Here is a 20,838-nt window from a genome sequence, read left to right as displayed (position 1 = left end):
AGCGGGTGCCGTGGCCGGTGACACCATCAGCGTCAGCGATGGCACCACCACCAACGACATCGTGTTGGCCGACACCGACATCAGCAACGGCAGCGTCGCGACCTCGTTCGATGCGCCAGCGGAAGGTGAAACCCTCACCGTGACAGCGGTGCTGGAAGACCAGTTCGGCAACACCTCGGCAGAAGGCAGCGACAGCGCCGTGCTCGACACCCAGGCGGGTGAGGACAACAGCGCGCCGACGGTCACCATCACCGAAGACGCCAACAATGATGGCGTGATCAGCAGTGACGAGCTCGATGGCCAGGTCGACGTCAACGTCGACTTGCCAGCGGGTGCCGTGGCCGGTGACACCATCAGCGTCAGCGATGGCACCACCACCAACGACATCGTGTTGGCCGACACCGAGCGGGTGCCGTGGCCGGTGACACCATCAGCGTCAGCGATGGCACCACCACCAACGACATCGTGTTGGCCGACACCGACATCAGCAACGGCAGCGTCGCGACCTCGTTCGATGCGCCAGCGGAAGGTGAAACCCTCACCGTGACAGCGGTGCTGGAAGACCAGTTCGGCAACACCTCGGCAGAAGGCAGCGACAGCGCGATAATAAACGCAGCGCCTGACTCAGACGATGTATCGGCATCGACAGATGAAGATGTCGAATTAACGGGTAATGTGCTAAACGACGGTAATGCAACCGATACCGATGGTGACTCGCTCACCGTCACCACCTTCACCATTAACGGCGAAACCCACGCCGCTGGTGACTCAGCCACGATCGCTGATGTCGGTGAAATTACGATTGGCGGAAATGGTGATTATACATTCACGCCGGTAGAGCATTGGAGTGGTGACGTACCAGCTATCACCTACATCGTTCAAGATGAATATGGCGATACCGCGGAAGCGACACTCAATATCAGTGTGACGCCTGTGGCTGATGCGCCTGAGTTATCACTAGGTACGCTTGATCTGGACTTTGTGTCCATGAATCTTAACGTCTCAACGTGGGATTCAGTTGACGTTGGCACGCCTAATGGGAACGGTGTCGATGCTGAAACTCTGTTGAATGCGATGAACAGTGCTGGGGAAGCAGACGCTAAATCGACAACCGAAGATGTCTCCGTTGATACCGGCTCAGGTTTAGACGGTGGTCAGGCGATGCTGACTTCAGGCTTAATCTATTTAGAGGCAGGTAAAAGCTACAGCTTTGGCGGGTATGCGGATGACAGTGCAGCGATTGTTATCGGTGGTCAAGTGATTGCCGAAGGGCGATATGGCAGTCAAGGTACCTCTCCAGGCGGTGTAAGTGAAAGCGGCCAATTCAGCGGCGAATTTACGCCATCAGAAAGTGGCTATTATTCGTTAGACGTTTATACCCATAACCAAAGTGGCCCGGGTGGGTTCGATATTGAAGTCGCCGTAGACGGTGATGATGCCGTTGACTTAAATACCAGCAATTTTAATCTCGCGCCCAATGTCGATGCACTAGAAGACGGTGGTTTAAGCGTTAAGGACTACGACGGCGATGAAAAAGGCGGTTATTACACCATTAATGAACCTGGTGAAGGACACGCTGGCCAACCGATTAAGTTACCAACAATCAATGCGAGCTTGGTAGATCAAGATAACTCTGAGACGCTGAGCCTCACGTTAGATGATATTCCAGCTGGATCGACACTGTCCGACGGTAACCAGGAGATGATTGTTGAAAGCGGCTCTATCTCTCTTGAGGGCTGGGATCTATCTAATCTTTCCATCTCTGTGCCTGAACCGCATGAAGGCGAGATCAACCTGCAAGTGACGGCAACCAGCACGGAGAATGGTAATGGCGATACGGCGAGCGTTACGGAAGATATTCCAATTTCTGTACTGCCGCTCTCGAGTGGTTTGTCGGTGTCTGCTTCATTGTCCGAGTTACCTGATGGCGTTCATCCTGCAGATGATCTCATCGCGCTGGCGGAAGCGAACGATGGTAGCTCGACCGATGAATTTGATGAAATCAAATTTGCGTCTAACCAAACCCATGGCGAGCATTTAGTCACTAACGCCGGGGATGATTTGATCGTGGGCGGAACCACCGCGAGCAGTTACACCCTACAGAGTAAAGGTGGAAACGATACGCTTATTTCGCGGAATGCCGAAGCGACAACCGTATATTATGGAGGCAATGGCGACGATACAGTCTACCTACAAGGGAACCGCAGTGACTATCGCATCGGGCTACGCGACAATAATGAGTGGGTACGCCTTATTTACCAAGACGAACAAGGAAGCCACCCCCATCATGATCTAAATAAAGTGGAAACCATTTACTTTGCCGATAGTAAATATGAAGTAGATAATGGCGAACTCATCAAAGTTGCCGATATTGTGCAGTTGAACGTCGACGTCACATTGAACGACAGTGATGGCTCTGAACAAATCACATCGATGATTATTTCAGGAATACCGGATGGCGGTAGCGTTTCGGGGGGAGAGCAGCTTGATTCGGGCGATTGGCAAGTGCCTATTGGCGCATTGCAATCAGATCCAGACGCTGGGCTATCAGTCACGGTTGAATTGCCAGAAGGAAGTGCCCCTGATTTATCCGTGACCGTCGGTGCGGCAGAAGTTGATGAAAACGGTAACCCTGTCGACTTGCCTGAATATGCAACGGCGCAACCAGGCACAACCGTGCTGCCACCGAGTGATCCTAATGGTGATAACACAATTGAAGGAGGCTCAGGTGATGATGTTATTCTTAGTGATATTGGAGGGGTGGAAGATAACTCGACCGCACCAACAAACTACAATATCGCGTTAATTGTTGATACATCAGGCAGCATGGGATATGCATTAGAGCTGGGAAGTTCTGAATCGCGACTCGATGTGTTGAAAACGTCGTTGAAGTCGATGTTGGAGAATATTTCTGATCATCCAGGCACGATCAATCTGGCATTGGTAGACTTTAACTCCTCTGCGAGCTTAACAATTAATATTGATAACTTTACCCAGTTAAGTGAATGGGAGCATGATTGGTATGTTGATCGTGTTATAGATTCTCTTCAGTCTGACGGGGGAACTAACTACGAAGCGGCCTTTAATCAGGCGTCTTCATGGATAAATACGCACTCGGACGCGGACAGTGAAAACTTGTCATTCTTCCTAACTGACGGTAACCCGACGCTTTCGAATAGCAGTAATTACTCAGGAAATACGACTGAGTCCTTTGAATTAAGGGATTCTATTGAGGCATATGAGTCACTTGCTGAGAGCTCTACTGTTCGAGCTATCGGCATTGGAAATGGAGTGAATGCCGATATCCTCAGGTTCTTTGATAACACCAATGTATCTGGGTCAGGAACGTGGAGCGACTACTGGGGAAGTGTCAGTGCGCCAACTGGGGATGTTGAAATCGTCAAGACAGCTAATGATCTGAGTGCCGCACTCGATGAAGGCGCTAAAGAGATCAATATGCTTCCGGTCGGTGATGATGAGGTAATTGGTAATGCCGGTGACGATATACTCTTTGGCGATGTCATTAACACTGACAATCTGCCTTGGGATGAAAATGGCCTGACACGGCCTGAGTCACTACCAAATGGATCGGGCGTGGACGTGTTAACCACATTCCTTGAAATGAAAAATGGCGCAGCGCCATCCGATATCGAGCTCTACCAGTACATTAAAGATAACCACGCGTTGTTTAATGTCGAGAGTGATACCCGCGGCGGCGACGATACCCTAGAGGGTGGAGAAGGTAATGACATCCTCTATGGTCAAGGCGGTGATGACACCCTTATTGGTGGACGAGGTGAAGACACCTTAATCGGAGGCACCGGTAGCGATAAATTCCAGTGGTCGTTGGATGATATGCCATCGTCTGCCGATGGCGATGGGACTGACACCGATGTCATTGTCGATTTTGATAACCAAGGTGACACGCAAGACACCTTCTCGTTTGTCGAGGATTTAACTCAGCTCATCAAAGACGGGCAAGTGTCGATTTCATGGCAAACCGCTGAAAGTGGTGAGGCTGAGGGCACCTTGACCATCGGCATTGATGCCGACGACGATAGCCAAGTGGATCAGTTCATTGATATTGAAAGCCTCAATATTGTTACCAGCAGCGGTGGTCAGCAAGAAGTGGTGATCAACACCTTGATTAATGGAGAGGAAGGAGAGCTACGACTCACAAAAGGTGATGATAATGCCGACCTTTCAATGGGGAATAATCCAGATTTAGAGATCAAAGTCGATACGGCAGACTGGTAATCACCCTCAGGCAGCGGCTATCATGTCGCTGCCTTTTGTTTTCGGTCAAAAGAGAGATGTAAGTGACTGACCCTTCGAATAATAATCAATCGGTGCAGTGGCGAATCGCAGCGGGCGAACAGCCCACCGACGATCCCTTGCTAGATTGTTTGGTATTGCTGACCGAACACTATGGCACCCCCTGCTCGGGGGATGCGTTAGTTGCGGGCTTGCCGATGACCAATGCGCTACTCACGCCCGATATGTTTCCACAAGCGGCAGGGCGCGCCGGTTTGGCCGCACGCTTGTCACGTCGCAACCTGGATAACTTAGGACCGTTACTGCTCCCTTGCGTGTTACTGTTAGCAGACCAAAAAGCCTGTGTGCTGCGTGAAATTGATAATGAGGCAGGCACTGCCCTGATTCAGTTGCCTGAAAATGGCGGCGAGCAAACCATGCAGCTTGAAGCCCTTGAGGCGATGTATGTCGGGTATTGCTTTTTTATTAAGCGCCAGTACCGCGGTGATCAGTCGGTCGATTTACACCTGCACGACAATAAAATCCACTGGTTTTGGCAAACGGTCAAAGACGCTGCGCCTATTTATCGCGATGCGTTGCTCGCCTCGGTGTTGGTGAACCTCTTTGCTTTAGTGTCGCCGCTGTTCGTAATGAACGTCTATGACAAGATCGTTCCTAATTTGGCGTTTGAATCCTTGTGGGTGTTAGCTAGCGGCGCCACCTTGGCCTACTGCTTTGACTTTATCATGCGCAAGTTGCGCTCCTACATGATTGATATGGCCGGGAAGAAAGTCGATATTATTGTTTCGTCTCGACTGTTTGCACGGCTGATGGGTACGCCGCTGGCCAATCGTGGCGGCAGTGTGGGGGCCACGGCCAAACAGTTGGGGGAGTTCGACTCTGTGCGAGACATGCTCACCTCGGCGACTATCACCACCTTGGTTGATTTGCCGTTTGCGGTTTTCTTTATCACGATTATTTATCTAGTCGCGGGCGATCTGGCCATGGTGCCGGTCGTGGCTGGGTTACTGATCTTGGGCTACACCATCTCGGTCCAGCCCAAATTGCGCGCAGCGATTGAAGAGAGTAATAAATACGCGTCTGAACGCCATGGCCATCTCATTGAAAGTTTATCGGCGTTGGAAGGCATCAAAGCCAATGGCGCCGAAGGCATCGTGCAGCGCAGTTGGCAGCAAATGACCGCGCACACGGCGAATTGGAACTTTAAAGTCAAACAAATCACCAATAACGTTTCTTACATTGCCACTTTCATCACCCAGATGATGGCGATCGCCGTGGTGATCCTGGGGGTGTACCGGGTGGCGGACGGCGATATCTCCATGGGGGGGATCATCGCGGCAGTGATGCTTTCCAGCCGAGCGGTATCACCCATGGCGCAGATGGCGAGTTTGCTCAACCGTTGGAATCAAACCAGCACCTCGCTGCGCCAACTGAATGCGATGATGGAGCAAGAGGATGAGTTTGCTGATAAAGGACACCTTGTCAGTCGTAAACGCCTGAAAGGTGAACTCAGTGCCGATAACTTGGCCTTTAATTACCCAGAGACGGAAAAACCGGCGCTTTATCCATTGAATTTTCGCGTTCAGCCGGGTGAAGTGATCGCCATCTTAGGTAAAAATGGCTCGGGTAAAACCACGTTACTCAAACTGTTAGCCGGCCTTTTTCAGCCCAACCAAGGCAGTTTACGGTTTGATGGCGTCGATAGCCGTCAAATCCATCCTTCAGATTTGCGTCGCAACGTGGGCTATTTGGCACAAGATGTGACGCTGTTTCATGGCACTATTCGCGAAAACATTATGTTTGGTACGCGCCAAGTCACTGAGCACCAGCTGATTCGCGCCGTGCAGCTGTCAGGCGTGAGTTTGTTTACCGCGCAAGACCACGAAGGCCTAGATAAACAGGTGGGAGAGCGTGGCGAACGCCTTTCTCGCGGTCAGAGGCAGGCGGTGTCTTTAGCACGGGCGTTGCTTAATGAGCCGCCTGTGCTGGTGATGGATGAACCGACGGCCAGTTTAGACGCGCACGCTGAAAACCAATTTATTAAAGCGATGGAAGTGGCGGCCAAATCACGAACACTGGTGATGGTGACCCATAACATGTCACTGCTCAACCTCGCGCAGCGGGTGATTGTGATGGACAAAGGACGCATCGTGATGGATGGTCCGCGCGACAAAGTCCTCAGTAAGCTCAACAAAGGAAATGCGTCATGAGCAAGGTCGTTAAAAAGGCCAGCCAACCCGCTGATCTCGACATGATTGACGATGTTTATGGCGCGATGATGACAGATACCCCGCTCAAGTACCGTGCGGTGGTTTGGGTTGCCTTGCTGCTGATTGCAAGCTTTATTGTATGGGCCGCGGTGGCGGAGCTGGATCGGGTCACTCGGGGCAGTGGTAAAGTCATTCCTCCTTCTCATGTCCAGCTGATCCAAAGCCTGGATGGTGGCATTTTGCAGGCGATGTATGTTGATGAAGGGCAATTGGTTGAAAAAGGAATGCCTCTCGCGCGTATTGATGCCACCCGCTTTCGTTCCGATCTGGCTCAGCAAGAGCAAGAAATTGACAGTTTGCGAGCTTCGGTCACGCGCATGTACAGTGAACTTGATAGTGTCATTCTGCAGCCACCTAGCCAGCCATGGCAGCAACAAATTGAGATTGTGCCGCGTCCTATGAGTTTTCCTGATTCACTCACCAGCCGCAAACCCCAGTTAGTAGCACAGCAAAAAGCACGATACCGGAGTCGATTGGACAGTCTGCGTAATCAATTGGATATTCAGGGACAACAAATCGTTCAGAAGCGTCAAGCGTTAGAAGAAGTGGGCTCCAAGATAAAAACGCTGACTAACTCGTTATCGATTATGGATCGTGAGATCAATATCACACGTCCTTTAGTAAAAAAGAAGATTGTCTCAGAAGTGGAGCTTCTCAAACTGGAAAGACAGATCAATGATATGCAGGGTGAGCTGACCAACTTAAAACTGTCGCGGCCTAAAATTAAAGCAGCGTTAGATGAATCTATCTTAAAACGCCGTGAGGCTGCTTTGCAGTTTATTGGTGAGACACGGGCCAAGCTGAGTGAAAGCGAGGCACGGCTGTCTCGACTCACAGAGGCGACCGTCGGGGCACAAGACAAAGTGAACAAAGCTGTGATTACTTCACCTGTCGATGGCACGGTGAAAACGGTGCACATCAACACATTGGGTGGTGTCGTGGGTCCCGGGGAAGATGTGATAGAAATTGTACCCACTGAAGATCAGCTGCTCGTACAAGTGAAAATTTTGCCCAAAGACATTGCATTTTTACATCCTGGGTTACCGGCCGTTGTAAAAGTCACCGCGTATGACTTTACCCGCTATGGCGGGCTAGACGGTAAAGTGGAGCACATTAGTGCCGATACCACGCAGGATGAAGAAGGGAATAGCTTTTACCTCGTGCGAATCAGGACTGAGGCATCGCACTTAACGCGGGATGATGGCACGCCGATGCCGATTATTCCTGGCATGCTGACCTCGGTTGATATTATTACCGGCAAGCGCACGGTGTTGGATTATCTTCTCAATCCTATTTTACGGGCAAAAGAAAACGCACTACGCGAGCGCTAAATAATTACAACAAGGAGAAACAAGATGCCGACCCTTTCGCATCTGTGTCATAAAACGCGCATAACGGCTATCGCGCTAGCCATGAGCTTGATTTCACCCGTTGCAATATCGCAAACATTGGAGCAAGCGGTGGCTCGCTCACTCGAGTCTCATCCACAAATACGTGAAGCCTTTGCGCGCTATAAAGCGCGTGAGCAATCTATAGACCAAGCCAAAGCCGGTTATTATCCCACACTGGATGCGACCGCTGGTGTGGGGCAGGAATGGACGGACTCACCAGGCACTCGCCGTGATACCAGCACGGATGATGAAGTAGACCTAACTCGTCGTGAGCTTGGGTTATCATTACGCCAAATGCTTTTTGATGGCTTTCGTACCCAACATGAAGTGGCGCGGACACAAAACGAAGCCACGGCCGAGCAGTGGGGCTTGATTGCCACCGCAGAAGATAAAGCGTTGGAAGTGTCACGTATTTATCTGGATGTGCTCGTAGCTGAAGAGATTGTGATCCTGGCAGAAAAAAACCTAGATAACCATCAGGAAATCTACGATGCGATTGAAGAAAGCAATCAAGGTGGATTTGCCAAAGCCAGCGACTTGTCTCAGGTGACAGGACGCTTAGCGCGTGCGAACGCAAACTTAATGTCGGCGCGTAATAACCTCGCCGATGCGCGTAGTGCTTTTATGAAGGTCGTCGGTATCGCACCTGAGGATTTACACTTACCCAGCCCCGATGCCGCGATGCTGCCGCAGTCGCTGGATACTACCTTGGATATGGCGTTAGATAACCATCCGCGTTTGCAATCTGCACAAGCAGATATTGCGGCGGCGAATGCAGCCCGTGATGGCTCTCGTGCCGCGTATTTACCGACCATCAACGTAGAAGTCGATGCTAATTGGAACGAAAACATTGGTGGCGAAGACGGTGCGGGTCCGCCAGATGTCGGTGGCGAGAATAATAATATCCAAGCCATGGTACGCATGCGCTACAACTTATTTAATGGTGGTGCCGATCGTGCCCGAGAGCGACAAACGGCTTATCAAACCATCGAGGCGCGAGAAGTTAATGAGATGACCCATCGCCAAGTGGTTGAAGGGGCCACTTTAGCCTGGAACGCGCGAACCTATCTTGAACAGCAGCGTGACTTTATGCGCCAACATGTCGAAGCCGCTACCGATACCCGAGATGCCTATCGCGAAGAGTTTCGCCTCAATGCGCGGACGCTTTTGGATGTATTGGACTCGCAAAATGAGTTGTTTGAAACACGCCGTGAATACCTAAGTAAAGAAGCCGATGAGCGGTATGCACAATATCGAATATTAAACGCTACTGGGCAATTACTGGCCTCACTAAGAATCGATACGCCTGCAAGCTGGGACACGGCATCGCTGTACAGTGAGGGGAGTGAATAATGAAGCAGTTGAGTTTACTTCTTTTTACCGGGCTCATGATCAGTGGCTGTGCGCCACAGTCGGTTGATCCCATGGAAACGAAGATCATACAAAGCCGTGACCTCACCGATCAAGACAAAGATGGTGTAATTGCCGCGCGCGATCAGTGTAACGCGACGCTTGAACAAGCTCGGGTCAATAATGAAGGATGCCCGCAAGAGCGAATAGAAACCGCATCGTTCGAGCTGAATGTCCAATTTGCTACGGATTCGGCCCAGGTTCGTGAGAGTCAGTATGGTGATATCCGTGATCTTGCCGAATTTATGCGCCGTTATCCTAAGGCGTCGGTACTCATTGAAGGTCATGCCAGTAAAGTGGGTGCGGCGAGCTACAATTTAGCTTTGTCACAGCGACGCGCAGAGGCGATTGCGGACGTGCTCGTTAATCAGTTTTACCTTGACCGCAGTCGTGTTAGCGCGCAAGGCTTCGGTGAGACACGCCCATTAATCGATGCTGAGACAGACAGAGCCAATGAAACAAATCGCCGAGTGGTCGCGACTGTTTCTGGCGAACACGGCATAACGGAGAAACGATGGACTATTTATTCATCGGAATCAGATTAGCGGCTACGCCAATGGTCACTTCGATAGTCATTTCACGTATCGGCTGGCGAGGCGCGCAATGACACTGCATCAACGTGTGCTTTCGTTTGTCGTCGCCGCTACTGTGGTCACTGTATTGGTGACCACAGCAGTGGTATTTCAGTTGAGCGCGGAGCAACGCAAACAACAGCAGCAGCAACAATCAAACTTACTCAGTAAGACGCTGGCTGAAGCGCTGCCCGCGGTACTTGAACAAAGTGATGGACAACGACTCACGCAGTTAGCCTCCCAGTTTATCAGTATGCCCCAAGTGAGTCAGATCACGATCGAGCCCATGCTATCTGGGGAACGCCAAGTATGGGAATCTGACCGCCCGGCAATGCATGTGCCGAATTGGTTTGCGACAGCGACGGATTTAACGGTGAACACAACCTCCGTCTCGGTGAGCAACGGCTGGACACAGTTAGCGAAGCTGACCATGACGTTCGATCCTCATCAAGACATTGCAGAGTTATGGCAACGACTGGTGCGATTAGTCGGCTGGTTATTGGCTGCGGGTGTGGCCGTTATTGTCGCCGCGTCTTTTATGTTCCGTCGTGTTACCGTCCCTCTGGGGGAGCTCAGTCAGCGACTGACGTCGTTAGGACATGGTGATTTTCATCCGACACAAGTGGCAACCAGTGTGAGTGATTTATCGGCACTGCAAAACGCCTTTAATCTTGCCGGGCAACAAGTCGCACGGATGCAGCAATCACAGCAAGACGAATTGGCACGCTTGCGCGATAAACTCATGGTTGATCCGGTATCACGCTTACCGAACCGTGGCTATTTTCAGCACCAGCTGCAAAGCTTTATCAACGATGAAGTCGGTTGCAGCTTAATTCTGTTAGAGGCGGATTGGTTATCACGTTTACGCGCTCGCTATGGATATCAATACCGGGATCAATGTTGGCGATTACTAGGAGAAGCGTTAACGCAGGAGAGCTTAGCCAGCACGCATCAAGTTGTGGCAAGGTTGAGTCATAATGAAATCGCGATCCTACTGGTTACCGATGAAGAGAAAGCATTACGGCGTTACTTACGCCAGTTATTACGGGTGATCAATCAAGAGCTAGAGAATATCTCGCTACCGGTCAATCAAGGCTTTCACTTAGGTATTGCGCAAACGCGTACCGACGAGACGGTGAGCCTGATGGCGAAAGCGGATAATGCATTACAACACGCGAAGCGCCAAAACGAGGTTTACTTTTGGCCAACGGATGAACAAGTTGATAGCCGGACCCGAGAGCAATGGCGGCATGTTTTGCTTGATGCGTTGCACAAAAATCCATTAGCGCTTTATGCCCAACCGGTTCGTCATCGTGATAATCAATATAATTGGCATCAAGAGGTGTACGCACACCTTTGGGTGGACGATAGCTGGCTATCTGCGGGTCAGTTGCTCAACCGTATTGAGATGTATGCATTAGGCGAAGAGTTTGATATTCACGTGCTAAATAGGGTGAGTGACTACCTTAATAAAAATCCTCACAGTGACAAGCTCGCGATCAATATCACCATCGAAAGTGTCCAAAGCCAAACATTCTATGATTGGTTAAGTCACTTTTTACTCAAAACCTATCTCGCCGATAAACTGGCGTTTGAAGTGTCAGAAAAAGCGGTGCATGCTGATCCTGAAGCTTGCAAGGCATTGTTTCGTTTAATCCGTGGTCAAGGCTTTGCTGTTGGGGTTGATCACTTTGGCCGTAATATGGATAACGTCGACTACATCAAAAATATCGAGCCTGATTATGTCAAATTGGATATCGGGTTTGGTCAGCAGTCGAGCGATGTGGATGATGTATTCATTCGCATGCTAGTCAATATTGCGCTGGGACGAGAGATCACTGTCATTGCCACTGGGATTGAACAATCAGAGCAGCACCAGTATTTTCATCAGTTAGGTTGTCAGGGCTATCAAGGCTATATTCTGCCACCGATCAGGTTAGATAGTGGTGAGCAGCCTTAGTTTCAATCGGCTACTTTTTGCATCACCCACGCATCTTCTCGTCGACCGTCGGCACACGCATAATAGTGTTTTCGGCGGCTAACGGGCTTAAAGCCATATTTTTGATACAAGACTTGCGCCGCGATGTTGCTTTCGCGTACCTCCAGCCAGATACTCTCCGCACCGGCTTCATTTAGGCGTTTGATCATCGCCTCAAGTAAAATACTTCCCCATCCTTGCCCTTGATAGGTGGGCTCAATCGCAATGTTCAATAATTCTCCCTCCCCGGCGACACAGCGCGCGTAAAAATACCCAATCAGTAATGCGTGTGGCTGCATTATATGAAGCCCATACGCGTGGTCAAAACGGCCAGTTGGTGCCGCCAGTTGGGTGTCTGACCAGGGTGAACCGTGGGCGCGCCGCTCGATGGTGCTGATGGCTGTGATGTCATCGAGCGCCAGCGGACAAAGATAATAATCAGTCATATTGGCAAATCTGCCGCCACAGATCGCGTTTGGCGGTTGGGTTATCGTGCATCTGCGCTAAGGGAATCGAATCTAAACGTCGTACGCCATCAATAATCACATCCGGTGTGTCAATATACCAGCACCAGGTTAAGCGATGTTCACCCAGTGCCGACAACGCTGCATGCGGTAATTGACGCGCCTGCTCGGGACGCAATTTCATGCTCTTGAGTATATTGCCGAACAACCACGCATCTTTTTCACTGAGCGGCGTATCACAGACCAGCAATAATTGGCAGGCGTCTGGTAACTGAATAACTTCGTGCGTTTGGTCATAAATGGCTGGATGACGTAACTGCCAGACGTCTAGGCCCATCGCTTGTAAACGTTGAATGTCGGTTAACATCGTTTTGGCATCCGTATTAAGCGGTCGCGGCGGCTAATTGCTTATACCACCAGGTATCGTTGGTCTGTATCGGGGCAAACTCAGCGCGCGCCGCCTCAGCACTGGGCATTATTTTAAGCCGGGTATAGCCAAACTCAAAGAGGGTGGATTCCGCTTCGTCCAAGAGTGGCATTAAAAGGTCGGGATCTGGACTGTGCCATAACGCGATTTCTTGGCTGTTGTTATCCATTTGCGCATCAATCACCACAATATGGCCCTGTACCTCTCCCATATCGCTGGTCGCGAGCAACGACAGAGAAATAAGCCCGGCTTCACGCCATTGCTTGAGTTGGTCGGCTTGATAAGGACGCGTGATATCGTCGCGCCACCAACGATCCAGTTTAACCAAGTCGGCGGGCGCTTCTGAGCGAATAAGCATAAGACATACAGCGGTGAGTAAATGTTGTGGTCAGGATAACCGATTCCCGATCCGGTGCAATAGTGACAGTGAGTCTCGCACAGATTACTACGCAGCTAAATGCATAAATAGCCGCCAAATTGTGCGATTTGGCAACATACTCTCGCTTTTTTACTGATTTTGAGTGCCTTTTCTCTTTTTACCGATAAATGTGCGGTATATAGTGAGAAAAGCTTGAACCTATGACGTGTGCCTCATAAAGTGCTACTGACAATGAAGTTAAAAGTGTCTAATATATGAGACGCTTGTCTCGATGATGATATAATCGAGCGTGATTACCCAATGTGAGCCCCCATGCCAATATCGTCGTTAAATGATTGGTTTTACTGCTTAACCGATAACAGTCCGTTCCTTTTTGCCATTCTAGATAGTACCGATCGCTACGTGTACGCTAACCCGCGCTATTGTGAGTTGGCGGGTCTCTCCTCTGTCTCGTTAAAGGGGCTTTGTGATAAAGACACGCTAGGCGAGGCGTTTTATCAAGCGGTAAAACCGCATTATGAGAAAGCAAGACGCGGGGATGGCGCGGAAGGAGAAGTGGTGATTGCGGATGAGTATCATAGCTCAAGCTTTCATTTCAGTGTGGCACCGCTTAAAAACTATAAGGATGAGCAAGGAGAGCCTTGTGTTATTTTCCATGCGGTTGACACCTCGGAGCGTCAAATTTTAGCCAGTGCGCTGGAAGAAGCGGATGAAAAATATCATCGTTTAAGTTCGTTGATCGACGATGGCTGTTGCCTGGTGGAGGACGGTTGTATTCTCTCCGCGAACCCTGCTGCAGCGACCTTGCTAGGGGTGGCATCCGCAGACGACTTGCTCGGTGAGCCGGTGGCGAATTATTTAGCGCTTGCCGATCAAAACCATTCGGTGATAGAGCGCTTGGCGAGTGCCAATGATCGCGAGTGCATTGACGCATTGAGTAGTAAAAAAGGTGCGTCTGTGCGCCTTTCTCAGTCGCCGATTCAGGTATTAGGTAAACAAGCCACTATGTTGCGCTTACACGCGCCTTATACAGAGGTGAAGCGGCTGCAACCCGCACAACACGATGAAATAAGCAAAGTCGGCGAGCCGCAATGGGCCAATATCGATGCCTTGACAGGATTGTATAATCGCTATGGCTTTAGCAGTGAACTGGATAAACTGATCCGTGCGCAGACGCCTTTAGCCATGTTATATCTTGACGTGGATAATTTTAAAAACATCAATGACTCGCTAGGCCACCACGTGGGTGATCGGGTGTTGCAAGATATCGCACAACGTTTACGCGCACTGCTTTCCGCCGACACCATTATTGGTCATTTGGGGGGCGATGAATTTGCGGTGATCCTACCCAAACCTGCCACTGAAGACATGGTCGAGCAGTTAGCTGACAAGGTTGTTGGCGCGATTAGCCAGCCTTTTGAACTGCACTACTTTAGCAAATATTTGGCCTGTTCCCTGGGGATGGTGCGCTACCCTGAAGACGGCAAAGATGCCAGACAATTACTGCAAAATGCCGACACGGCAATGTATGAGGCGAAAGAGCAAGGCCGAAACCGTGTGGTTGAGTATAACGACAGTATGAGCAAAGAAGCGCGGATGCGTCTGTGGCTGGAAATTGAGCTGCAAAAAGCATTGCAAAGCAAAAGCCTAGAAGTTTGGTATCAGCCCAAAGTGAATGCGGGTGATTTTCGTATCAATGGTGCAGAGGCTTTGGTGCGCTGGAAGCATCCAGTGGAAGGTTACATCAGTCCAGGGCGTTTTATCCCTGTGGCTGAGCGCTGCGGCTTGATAGAGGCGCTTGGGCGCCATGTGATGCGGGAAGTGTTTCAAAATGTTCATCGTTGGCGGCAACAAGGATTATTACCGGGCCGGGTCGCGATCAATTTATCGCCTGAGCAATTTAGTAGCCCTAAGTTAATTGAACATATGGAAAAGCTATTAAAAGCAACCGGCGCCAATCCTGAAGATATTACCTTTGAACTTACCGAAAGCGCGGTAATGAGAAATGATGAGCACGCGCTGACCATGTTGAATGCGATTAAATCATTAGGGTTTGCGTTATCGATTGATGATTTCGGGACAGGGTACTCGTCGTTGTCCTATCTCGCGCGCTTTCCGCTTGATGAGCTCAAAATCGATCGCGCCTTTATCCATGAGATGGATGCGCTCAGTAAGCAGGTGACGCTGGTGGAAAGTATTATCCACCTTGGGCGAGCGATGGAGATGACGGTGGTGGCTGAGGGCGTCGAAACTCGCCAGCAAGCATCGGTGTTAACCAACCTACATTGCGACACCATTCAAGGCTATTACTTTCACTCTCCGATGCCGAAGCGAGAGTTTGAACAATTGCTACATAAAAATAAGCCGCAAAATCAACCGCCACAGCTATTAGCGCCCACCCACCCGTGATGATTATGTGTCAGTGAAAAATAAAAAGAGCAGGAAAACCTAGCTCTTTTTAGTGGTGCATATGGGTCGCAAGCATGGGCTATGGCTGACGGTAAGCCAGGCGGTTGAGTTCAAGTAGCGCGTAACGATGCTCAACAAATTGATAGACATTGCCTGACATGGCGAGCTTATAAAGCGCGACAGCGCGATCATTATCGCCTTGATATTGGTACCGTTTGGCGAGATAAAAATACGCTTCACACAGGCGCTCTGCTAATTGTTGGTTATCTTTGCCCTGAGCGGCTAATTGTTCAAGCAACTCGCGCTCGCTGATCACCCCCAGATACATGTCTACCAGTTGCCAGCCCCAGCCGGTTGTCTCGGCGTTTGCTTTGCGGGTTAACAATGCTTGTTGAGCTTGGGATTCACCTTGCCAATCGCGCTCCACTAAATAAAGCCAAATCAGGCGATAAGGGTCGTCGCGATCTTCTTGGTAGTGATTAAGTAAGTCTTGATAGGCCAGACGATAGCGCCCGCCATAATACAGGGCAATACCGCGGTTACGTTCGGCATAACTATGGCTATCATCAAGCTCTAACGTTGAGTCAAACGCTTCGTAAGCCGCATCGTAATGGCCATTTTGAGTAAAATAGACACCGAGAATATTGAATACATCGGGTTGGTCAGGCTTTAAAGATAAAGATTGGTTGAAATCTAATCGTGCTAAGTCGCGCATGCCAAGATTATCGTGCATTAATCCACGTTCATAATGCAGTTGTGCACGTGCCTCGTCGCTTAAATCCTTTCGTGCGAGTAATTGATCGATGCGTGCCAAATGGACTTCCTGTTGCAGTGTTGGCTGCAAGGGAACGGCCATCGGTGGGAAGGTCCACTGACTGCTACATCCTGTGAGCAACAATGACGCCATCATTAGCAATAACAGCGCCACATTGGTCAGTGGTTTATAAAAAACGGTCATGAAGGCGCATCTCCGTGTAAAAAAAAGGGGGCCTCAGCCCCCTTTATATCATGAATAACTCGATGACTCTAAGCGTCAGTACTTGGCGCTTGCTCCGCAGGTGCGGCGTCTTCTGAAGGCTTGTCTGAGCCTTTTTCAGATGCGGCCTCTTTCATGCTTAGGCGAATGCGTCCTTGGCGATCAACCTCGAGCACTTTGACGTCCACTTCTTGGCCAACTTCAAGATAATCGGTCACTTTCTCAACACGCTCATCGGCGATTTGAGAAATGTGAACCAGGCCATCTTTACCGCCAATCACAGAGACGAACGCACCGAAATCAACAATGCGCTGGACCTTACCGGTATAGATGCGGCCCACTTCCACTTCGGCAGTAAGCGCTTCGATACGAGAGATCGCATCTTTTGCCGCGTCGCCATCAGTAGCAGCAATTTTTACCGTACCATTGTCGTCGATTTCGATCGTAGTGCCGGTCTCTTCGGTCAGCTGACGGATCACCGCGCCGCCTTTACCAATCACATCACGGATCTTATCAGGATTGATGCTCATGGTATGGATACGAGGGGCAAACTCAGAGATATCATCACGGGCTGAACCAATCGCTTGATCCATGACATCCAAGATGTGCAGACGTGCGCCTTTTGCTTGGTTCAGGGCGATTTGCATGATCTCTTTGGTGATCCCTTCGATTTTAATGTCCATTTGTAGCGCAGTCACACCGTCGTCGGTACCGGCCACTTTAAAGTCCATATCACCGAGGTGATCTTCGTCACCCAAGATGTCCGAAAGAACAACAAACTCGTCGCCTTCTTTCACCAGACCCATGGCAATACCTGCAACGGATTTTTTCACCGGTACACCGGCATCCATCAGCGCAAGCGATGTACCACAGACAGATGCCATGGATGACGAACCGTTAGATTCGGTGATCTCAGACACCACACGCAATGTGTACGGGAAATCGTCCTGGCTTGGCATCACCGCGGCGATACCACGTTTAGCGAGACGGCCATGGCCGATTTCACGGCGCTTTGGTGAGCCAACAAATCCAGTTTCACCCACACAGTATGGAGGGAAGTTGTAATGCAGCATGAAGCCTTCTTGGCGCTCACCCATGATCGAGTCAATGGTTTGCGCATCACGCTGGGTACCCAAGGTCGCCGTTACTAGCGCTTGCGTTTCACCACGGGTAAACAAGGCACTACCGTGTGTACGTGGCAATACGCCGGTACGGACATCAAGGGCGCGAACCATGTCTTTTTCACGGCCATCAATGCGCGGTTCGCCGGCGATAATACGACCACGAACCACGGTTTTTTCTAGGTCGCCAAGCATGCCGAGGATTTCACGTTCATTGAGGCTTTCGTCTTCACTTAGCAAAGCGGCAACCACGTCTTGCTTCACCTGGCCAACTTGCTCGTAACGGGCCATTTTTTCAGTGATCTGGTATGCCTGAGCCAATGGACCTTGTGCCATTTCTGCCACACGGGTTTGTAGGGCAGCGTTAACTTCAGGTGCTTTCCAATCCCACTGAGGCGTGCCGACTTCAGCCGCGAACTCTTTAATGGCATTGATAGCGGTTTGCTGTTGCTCGTGACCAAACATCACGGCTTGCAGCATTTGCTCTTCGCTCAAGCGATCAGCTTCTGATTCAACCATCAGTACTGCGCCTTCTGTCCCTGCAACAACCAGGTCCAGCTTACTTTCGTCGAGTTGCGCTGGGCTTGGGTTAAGAACCAACTCGTCGTTGATATAACCTACGCGTGCCGAGCCAATCGGGCCGTTGAATGGGATGCCTGAAATCGCTAGGGCGGCAGAGGTACCCAGCATGGCGACAATGTCAGGGCTAACGGCTGGGTTAACAGACACAACCGTCGCAATGACTTGTACTTCGTTTTTGAACGAATCAGGGAAAAGCGGACGGATTGGGCGGTCAATTAAGCGTGCGGTGAGGGTTTCTGACTCAGATGGACGGCCTTCACGTTTGAAGAAACCACCTGGGATTTTACCTGCAGCGTATGTACGCTCTTGGTAGTTGACGGTTAGAGGGAAAAAGCTTTGGCCTTCGGCGGCTTCTTTTTTACCTACAACAGAGACGAATACCGAGGTATCGTCCATGCTGACCATGACGGCACCATTGGCTTGGCGTGCCATGACGCCCGTTTCCAATGTCACAGTATGATTGCCGTATTGGAATGTTTTTACGATTGGATTCACAGATTATTTCCTTGTTGCTGAGGGATAAACCCTTTGATTTATCTCACTAATTGTCGGCTTTCAGCTGTTCACCATCGCGACTAATGAAAGCACGCTGCGCGGATGATTGATCTTGATGGGCAGTATGCTGTCAATAGTCGCGACCTAATGGTCGACGTTGTTGACTGTTTTACAGCTGAAAGTGGCGCTAATTATACACGTGCTTCACTAATAACGACACCACAGGGCCGTCAATTGACGACATTTGTGATGGATTTGGCAAGCAAGCTTGACCCTAACGTGTGCAGATAACCGTGCCAAGTCAGATTTGTGAATTGAAGCTGGCTACAAGATCAGCGAAAATACGCCACCTTTGTGATTTACCTCCTCAGTTGGCGCTCGATTGCCGCCTGAATCAAACAAGAAGATAACCTGCTATGTCAAATACACCGCTGCAACAGGAAGTTGATAAACGACGCACCTTTGCGATTATCTCGCACCCGGATGCGGGTAAAACCACCATTACTGAAAAAGTGCTGTTGTTCGGACGTGCGATTCAAACAGCCGGCACGGTCAAAGGGCGCGGCTCTAACCAGCATGCCAAGTCAGATTGGATGGACATGGAAAAAGAGCGTGGGATCTCGGTGACCACCTCGGTGATGCAATTTCCTTACAACGACTGCTTGGTAAACCTGCTTGATACCCCAGGGCACGAGGATTTCTCGGAGGATACCTATCGAACATTGACGGCGGTTGACTCTTGTTTGATGGTCATTGATGCCGCGAAAGGGGTTGAGGACCGGACCCGTAAGCTGATGGAAGTGACTCGCCTTCGTGATACGCCGATCATCACCTTTATGAACAAATTGGATCGAGATATTCGCGATCCGATGGAGCTGCTTGATGAAGTCGAAAGTGAGCTCAATATTGCCTGTGCGCCAGTATCATGGCCAATTGGCTGCGGCAAAGGCTTCCAAGGTGTTTATCACATTCACCGTGATGAAAGCATTCTCTATCAGTCTGGTCAGGGGCATAAAATCCAGGATGCCCGTATCATCAAGGGCTTGGACAACCCTGAGCTGGATGACGCAATTGGCGCTGACATTGCGCAAGATTTGCGTGACGAGCTGGAGTTGGTGATGGGGGCCTCGCATGAATTTGATCGTGAGCTGTTCTTAAGCGGTGAGCTGACGCCGGTATTCTTTGGTACCGCACTAGGTAACTTCGGTGTGGATCATATGCTGGACGGCTTGACCGAGTGGGCGCCTAAGCCGATGGCGCGGTCAACTCATGATCGTGAAGTGAGTGCCGATGAAGATAAATTCTCAGGCTTTGTGTTTAAAATCCAAGCCAATATGGATCCACGTCACCGTGACCGTATTGCCTTTATGCGTATTGTCTCCGGTAAGTATCAGCAGGGAATGAAGCTGCGCCATGTACGTTTAGGCAAACAAATCAATATTTCTGATGCGGTGACCTTTATGGCAGGGGATCGGTCACGGGCTGAAGATGCGTTTGCCGGCGATATTATTGGCCTGCATAACCATGGCACCATTCAGATTGGCGATACCTTTACCCAAGGAGAAGATCTTAAATTTGCCGGGATCCCGAACTTTGCGCCTGAGCTATTCCGTCGCATTCGTCTCAAAGATCCATTGCGTCAAAAGCAACTATTGAAAGGCCTCATTCAGTTATCTGAAGAGGGCGCGGTACAGGTATTCCGCCCGATGCAGTCGAACGATCTAATTGTTGGCGCGGTCGGTGTCCTGCAGTTTGATATGGTGGTGGCGCGCTTGAAAGCCGAGTATAACGTTGACGCACTCTACGAGCCGATCAATGTCGCCACTGCGCGTTGGGTTGAGTGCAAGGATGAGAAGAAGCTGGATGAATTCCAGCGCAAAAATCAAGCTAATCTCGCGCTGGATGGCGGCGATAACCTGACCTATATCGCGCCGACGATGGTCAACCTCAACCTGACGCAAGAGCGTTTCCCAGACATTGATCTCAGAGCCACCCGTGAGCACTAAGTGATCTTGGCTTATGTCAAAAACATCGCGCTAAAAGCATTGCGCTACAAACATCGCAGTGAGGTAGGCAAAGCGTCTTGTCC

The 20,838-nt window shown here is 50.3% G+C and carries 13 protein-coding genes and 1 pseudogene; 9 read left to right on the top strand and 5 right to left on the bottom strand.

Going from position 1 to position 20,838, the window contains the following annotated elements:
• The 7 genes and pseudogenes from BZG78_RS15610 to BZG78_RS12700 all read left to right on the top strand — a co-directional run.
• Positions 1–547, top strand: a pseudogene (locus BZG78_RS15610) (hypothetical protein); the annotation flags it as partial.
• Complete coding sequence (locus BZG78_RS12725; RefSeq protein ID WP_347336563.1) at positions 466–4,257, top strand: cadherin-like domain-containing protein; 3,792 nt, start codon at positions 466–468, stop codon at positions 4,255–4,257. The pseudogene BZG78_RS15610 and the gene BZG78_RS12725, both read left to right, overlap by 82 nt.
• A gap of 62 nt (positions 4,258–4,319) precedes the next feature.
• On the top strand, positions 4,320–6,485 hold the full coding sequence (locus BZG78_RS12720; protein ID WP_077661406.1) for a type I secretion system permease/ATPase: 2,166 nt from the start codon (positions 4,320–4,322) through the stop codon (positions 6,483–6,485).
• Positions 6,482–7,876 (top strand): HlyD family type I secretion periplasmic adaptor subunit, encoded by a 1,395-nt coding sequence (locus BZG78_RS12715; protein ID WP_077661405.1) that lies wholly within the window; start codon positions 6,482–6,484, stop codon positions 7,874–7,876. The genes BZG78_RS12720 and BZG78_RS12715 overlap by 4 nt, the downstream gene beginning before the upstream one ends.
• 24 nt (positions 7,877–7,900) lie before the next feature.
• Positions 7,901–9,289, top strand: a complete 1,389-nt coding sequence (locus BZG78_RS12710) for a TolC family outer membrane protein (RefSeq protein ID WP_077577128.1) — start codon at positions 7,901–7,903, stop codon at positions 9,287–9,289.
• Complete coding sequence (locus BZG78_RS12705; RefSeq protein ID WP_077577126.1) at positions 9,289–9,891, top strand: OmpA family protein; 603 nt, start codon at positions 9,289–9,291, stop codon at positions 9,889–9,891. The genes BZG78_RS12710 and BZG78_RS12705 overlap by 1 nt, the downstream gene beginning before the upstream one ends.
• A gap of 58 nt (positions 9,892–9,949) precedes the next feature.
• Positions 9,950–11,878 (top strand): EAL domain-containing protein, encoded by a 1,929-nt coding sequence (locus BZG78_RS12700; protein ID WP_077661404.1) that lies wholly within the window; start codon positions 9,950–9,952, stop codon positions 11,876–11,878.
• A 2-nt stretch (positions 11,879–11,880) separates the two neighbouring features.
• On the opposite strand, the gene rimI is transcribed toward BZG78_RS12700, so the two are convergent.
• Genes rimI through BZG78_RS12685 form a run of 3 tightly spaced genes read right to left on the bottom strand, consistent with a single transcriptional unit; the run spans position 11,881 to position 13,145 of the window.
• The gene (gene rimI / locus BZG78_RS12695) at positions 11,881–12,342 is read right to left on the bottom strand and encodes a ribosomal protein S18-alanine N-acetyltransferase (protein ID WP_021023632.1); all 462 of its coding nucleotides are present in this window, start codon (positions 12,340–12,342) and stop codon (positions 11,881–11,883) included.
• On the bottom strand, positions 12,335–12,727 hold the full coding sequence (locus tag BZG78_RS12690) for a DNA polymerase III subunit psi (protein WP_021023633.1): 393 nt from the start codon (positions 12,725–12,727) through the stop codon (positions 12,335–12,337). The genes rimI and BZG78_RS12690 overlap by 8 nt, the downstream gene beginning before the upstream one ends.
• Before the next feature lie 16 nt (positions 12,728–12,743).
• Positions 12,744–13,145 carry a hypothetical protein gene (locus BZG78_RS12685; RefSeq protein WP_021023634.1) on the bottom strand — a complete coding sequence of 134 codons (402 nt, stop codon included), beginning with the start codon at positions 13,143–13,145 and terminating at the stop codon, positions 12,744–12,746.
• Between the two features lie 333 nt (positions 13,146–13,478).
• On the opposite strand from BZG78_RS12685, the gene BZG78_RS12680 reads away from it, so the two are divergent.
• Complete coding sequence (locus BZG78_RS12680) at positions 13,479–15,575, top strand: EAL domain-containing protein (RefSeq protein ID WP_077661403.1); 2,097 nt, start codon at positions 13,479–13,481, stop codon at positions 15,573–15,575.
• 79 nt (positions 15,576–15,654) lie between these two features.
• Here the strand turns inward: BZG78_RS12680 and nlpI are convergent, their stop codons facing one another.
• Both nlpI and pnp read right to left on the bottom strand, forming a co-directional pair.
• Positions 15,655–16,485 carry a lipoprotein NlpI gene (gene nlpI / locus BZG78_RS12675; protein WP_236719565.1) on the bottom strand — a complete coding sequence of 277 codons (831 nt, stop codon included), beginning with the start codon at positions 16,483–16,485 and terminating at the stop codon, positions 15,655–15,657.
• A gap of 116 nt (positions 16,486–16,601) precedes the next feature.
• Entirely contained in the window at positions 16,602–18,749 is a 2,148-nt protein-coding gene (gene pnp / locus BZG78_RS12670; protein WP_077461819.1) for a polyribonucleotide nucleotidyltransferase, read from the bottom strand.
• A gap of 416 nt (positions 18,750–19,165) precedes the next feature.
• On the opposite strand from pnp, the gene prfC reads away from it, so the two are divergent.
• Positions 19,166–20,755, top strand: a complete 1,590-nt coding sequence (prfC, locus tag BZG78_RS12665; protein ID WP_021023638.1) for a peptide chain release factor 3 — start codon at positions 19,166–19,168, stop codon at positions 20,753–20,755.
• The last annotated feature ends 83 nt before the right edge of the window (positions 20,756–20,838 follow it).

Source organism: Salinivibrio sp. MA351, assembly GCF_001996065.1.
Classification (GTDB): domain Bacteria; phylum Pseudomonadota; class Gammaproteobacteria; order Enterobacterales; family Vibrionaceae; genus Salinivibrio; species Salinivibrio costicola.
The sequence above is the reverse complement of the archived record's forward strand: the minus strand, read 5'-3'. Positions and strand labels throughout refer to the sequence as shown.

What these genes read in the sequence shown, in the direction of transcription:
- BZG78_RS12680 (WP_077661403.1), top strand. Translation starts at nt 13,479, where the DNA reads ATGCCAATATCGTCGTTAAATGATTGGTTTTACTGCTTAACCGATAAC.
- prfC (WP_021023638.1), top strand. Translation starts at nt 19,166, where the DNA reads ATGTCAAATACACCGCTGCAACAGGAAGTTGATAAACGACGCACCTTT.
- BZG78_RS12690 (WP_021023633.1), bottom strand. Translation starts at nt 12,727, where the DNA reads ATGTTAACCGACATTCAACGTTTACAAGCGATGGGCCTAGACGTCTGG.
- BZG78_RS12685 (WP_021023634.1), bottom strand. Translation starts at nt 13,145, where the DNA reads ATGCTTATTCGCTCAGAAGCGCCCGCCGACTTGGTTAAACTGGATCGT.
- BZG78_RS12705 (WP_077577126.1), top strand. Translation starts at nt 9,289, where the DNA reads ATGAAGCAGTTGAGTTTACTTCTTTTTACCGGGCTCATGATCAGTGGC.
- BZG78_RS12715 (WP_077661405.1), top strand. Translation starts at nt 6,482, where the DNA reads ATGAGCAAGGTCGTTAAAAAGGCCAGCCAACCCGCTGATCTCGACATG.
- BZG78_RS12710 (WP_077577128.1), top strand. Translation starts at nt 7,901, where the DNA reads ATGCCGACCCTTTCGCATCTGTGTCATAAAACGCGCATAACGGCTATC.
- nlpI (WP_236719565.1), bottom strand. Translation starts at nt 16,485, where the DNA reads ATGATGGCGTCATTGTTGCTCACAGGATGTAGCAGTCAGTGGACCTTC.
- rimI (WP_021023632.1), bottom strand. Translation starts at nt 12,342, where the DNA reads ATGACTGATTATTATCTTTGTCCGCTGGCGCTCGATGACATCACAGCC.
- BZG78_RS12700 (WP_077661404.1), top strand. Translation starts at nt 9,950, where the DNA reads ATGACACTGCATCAACGTGTGCTTTCGTTTGTCGTCGCCGCTACTGTG.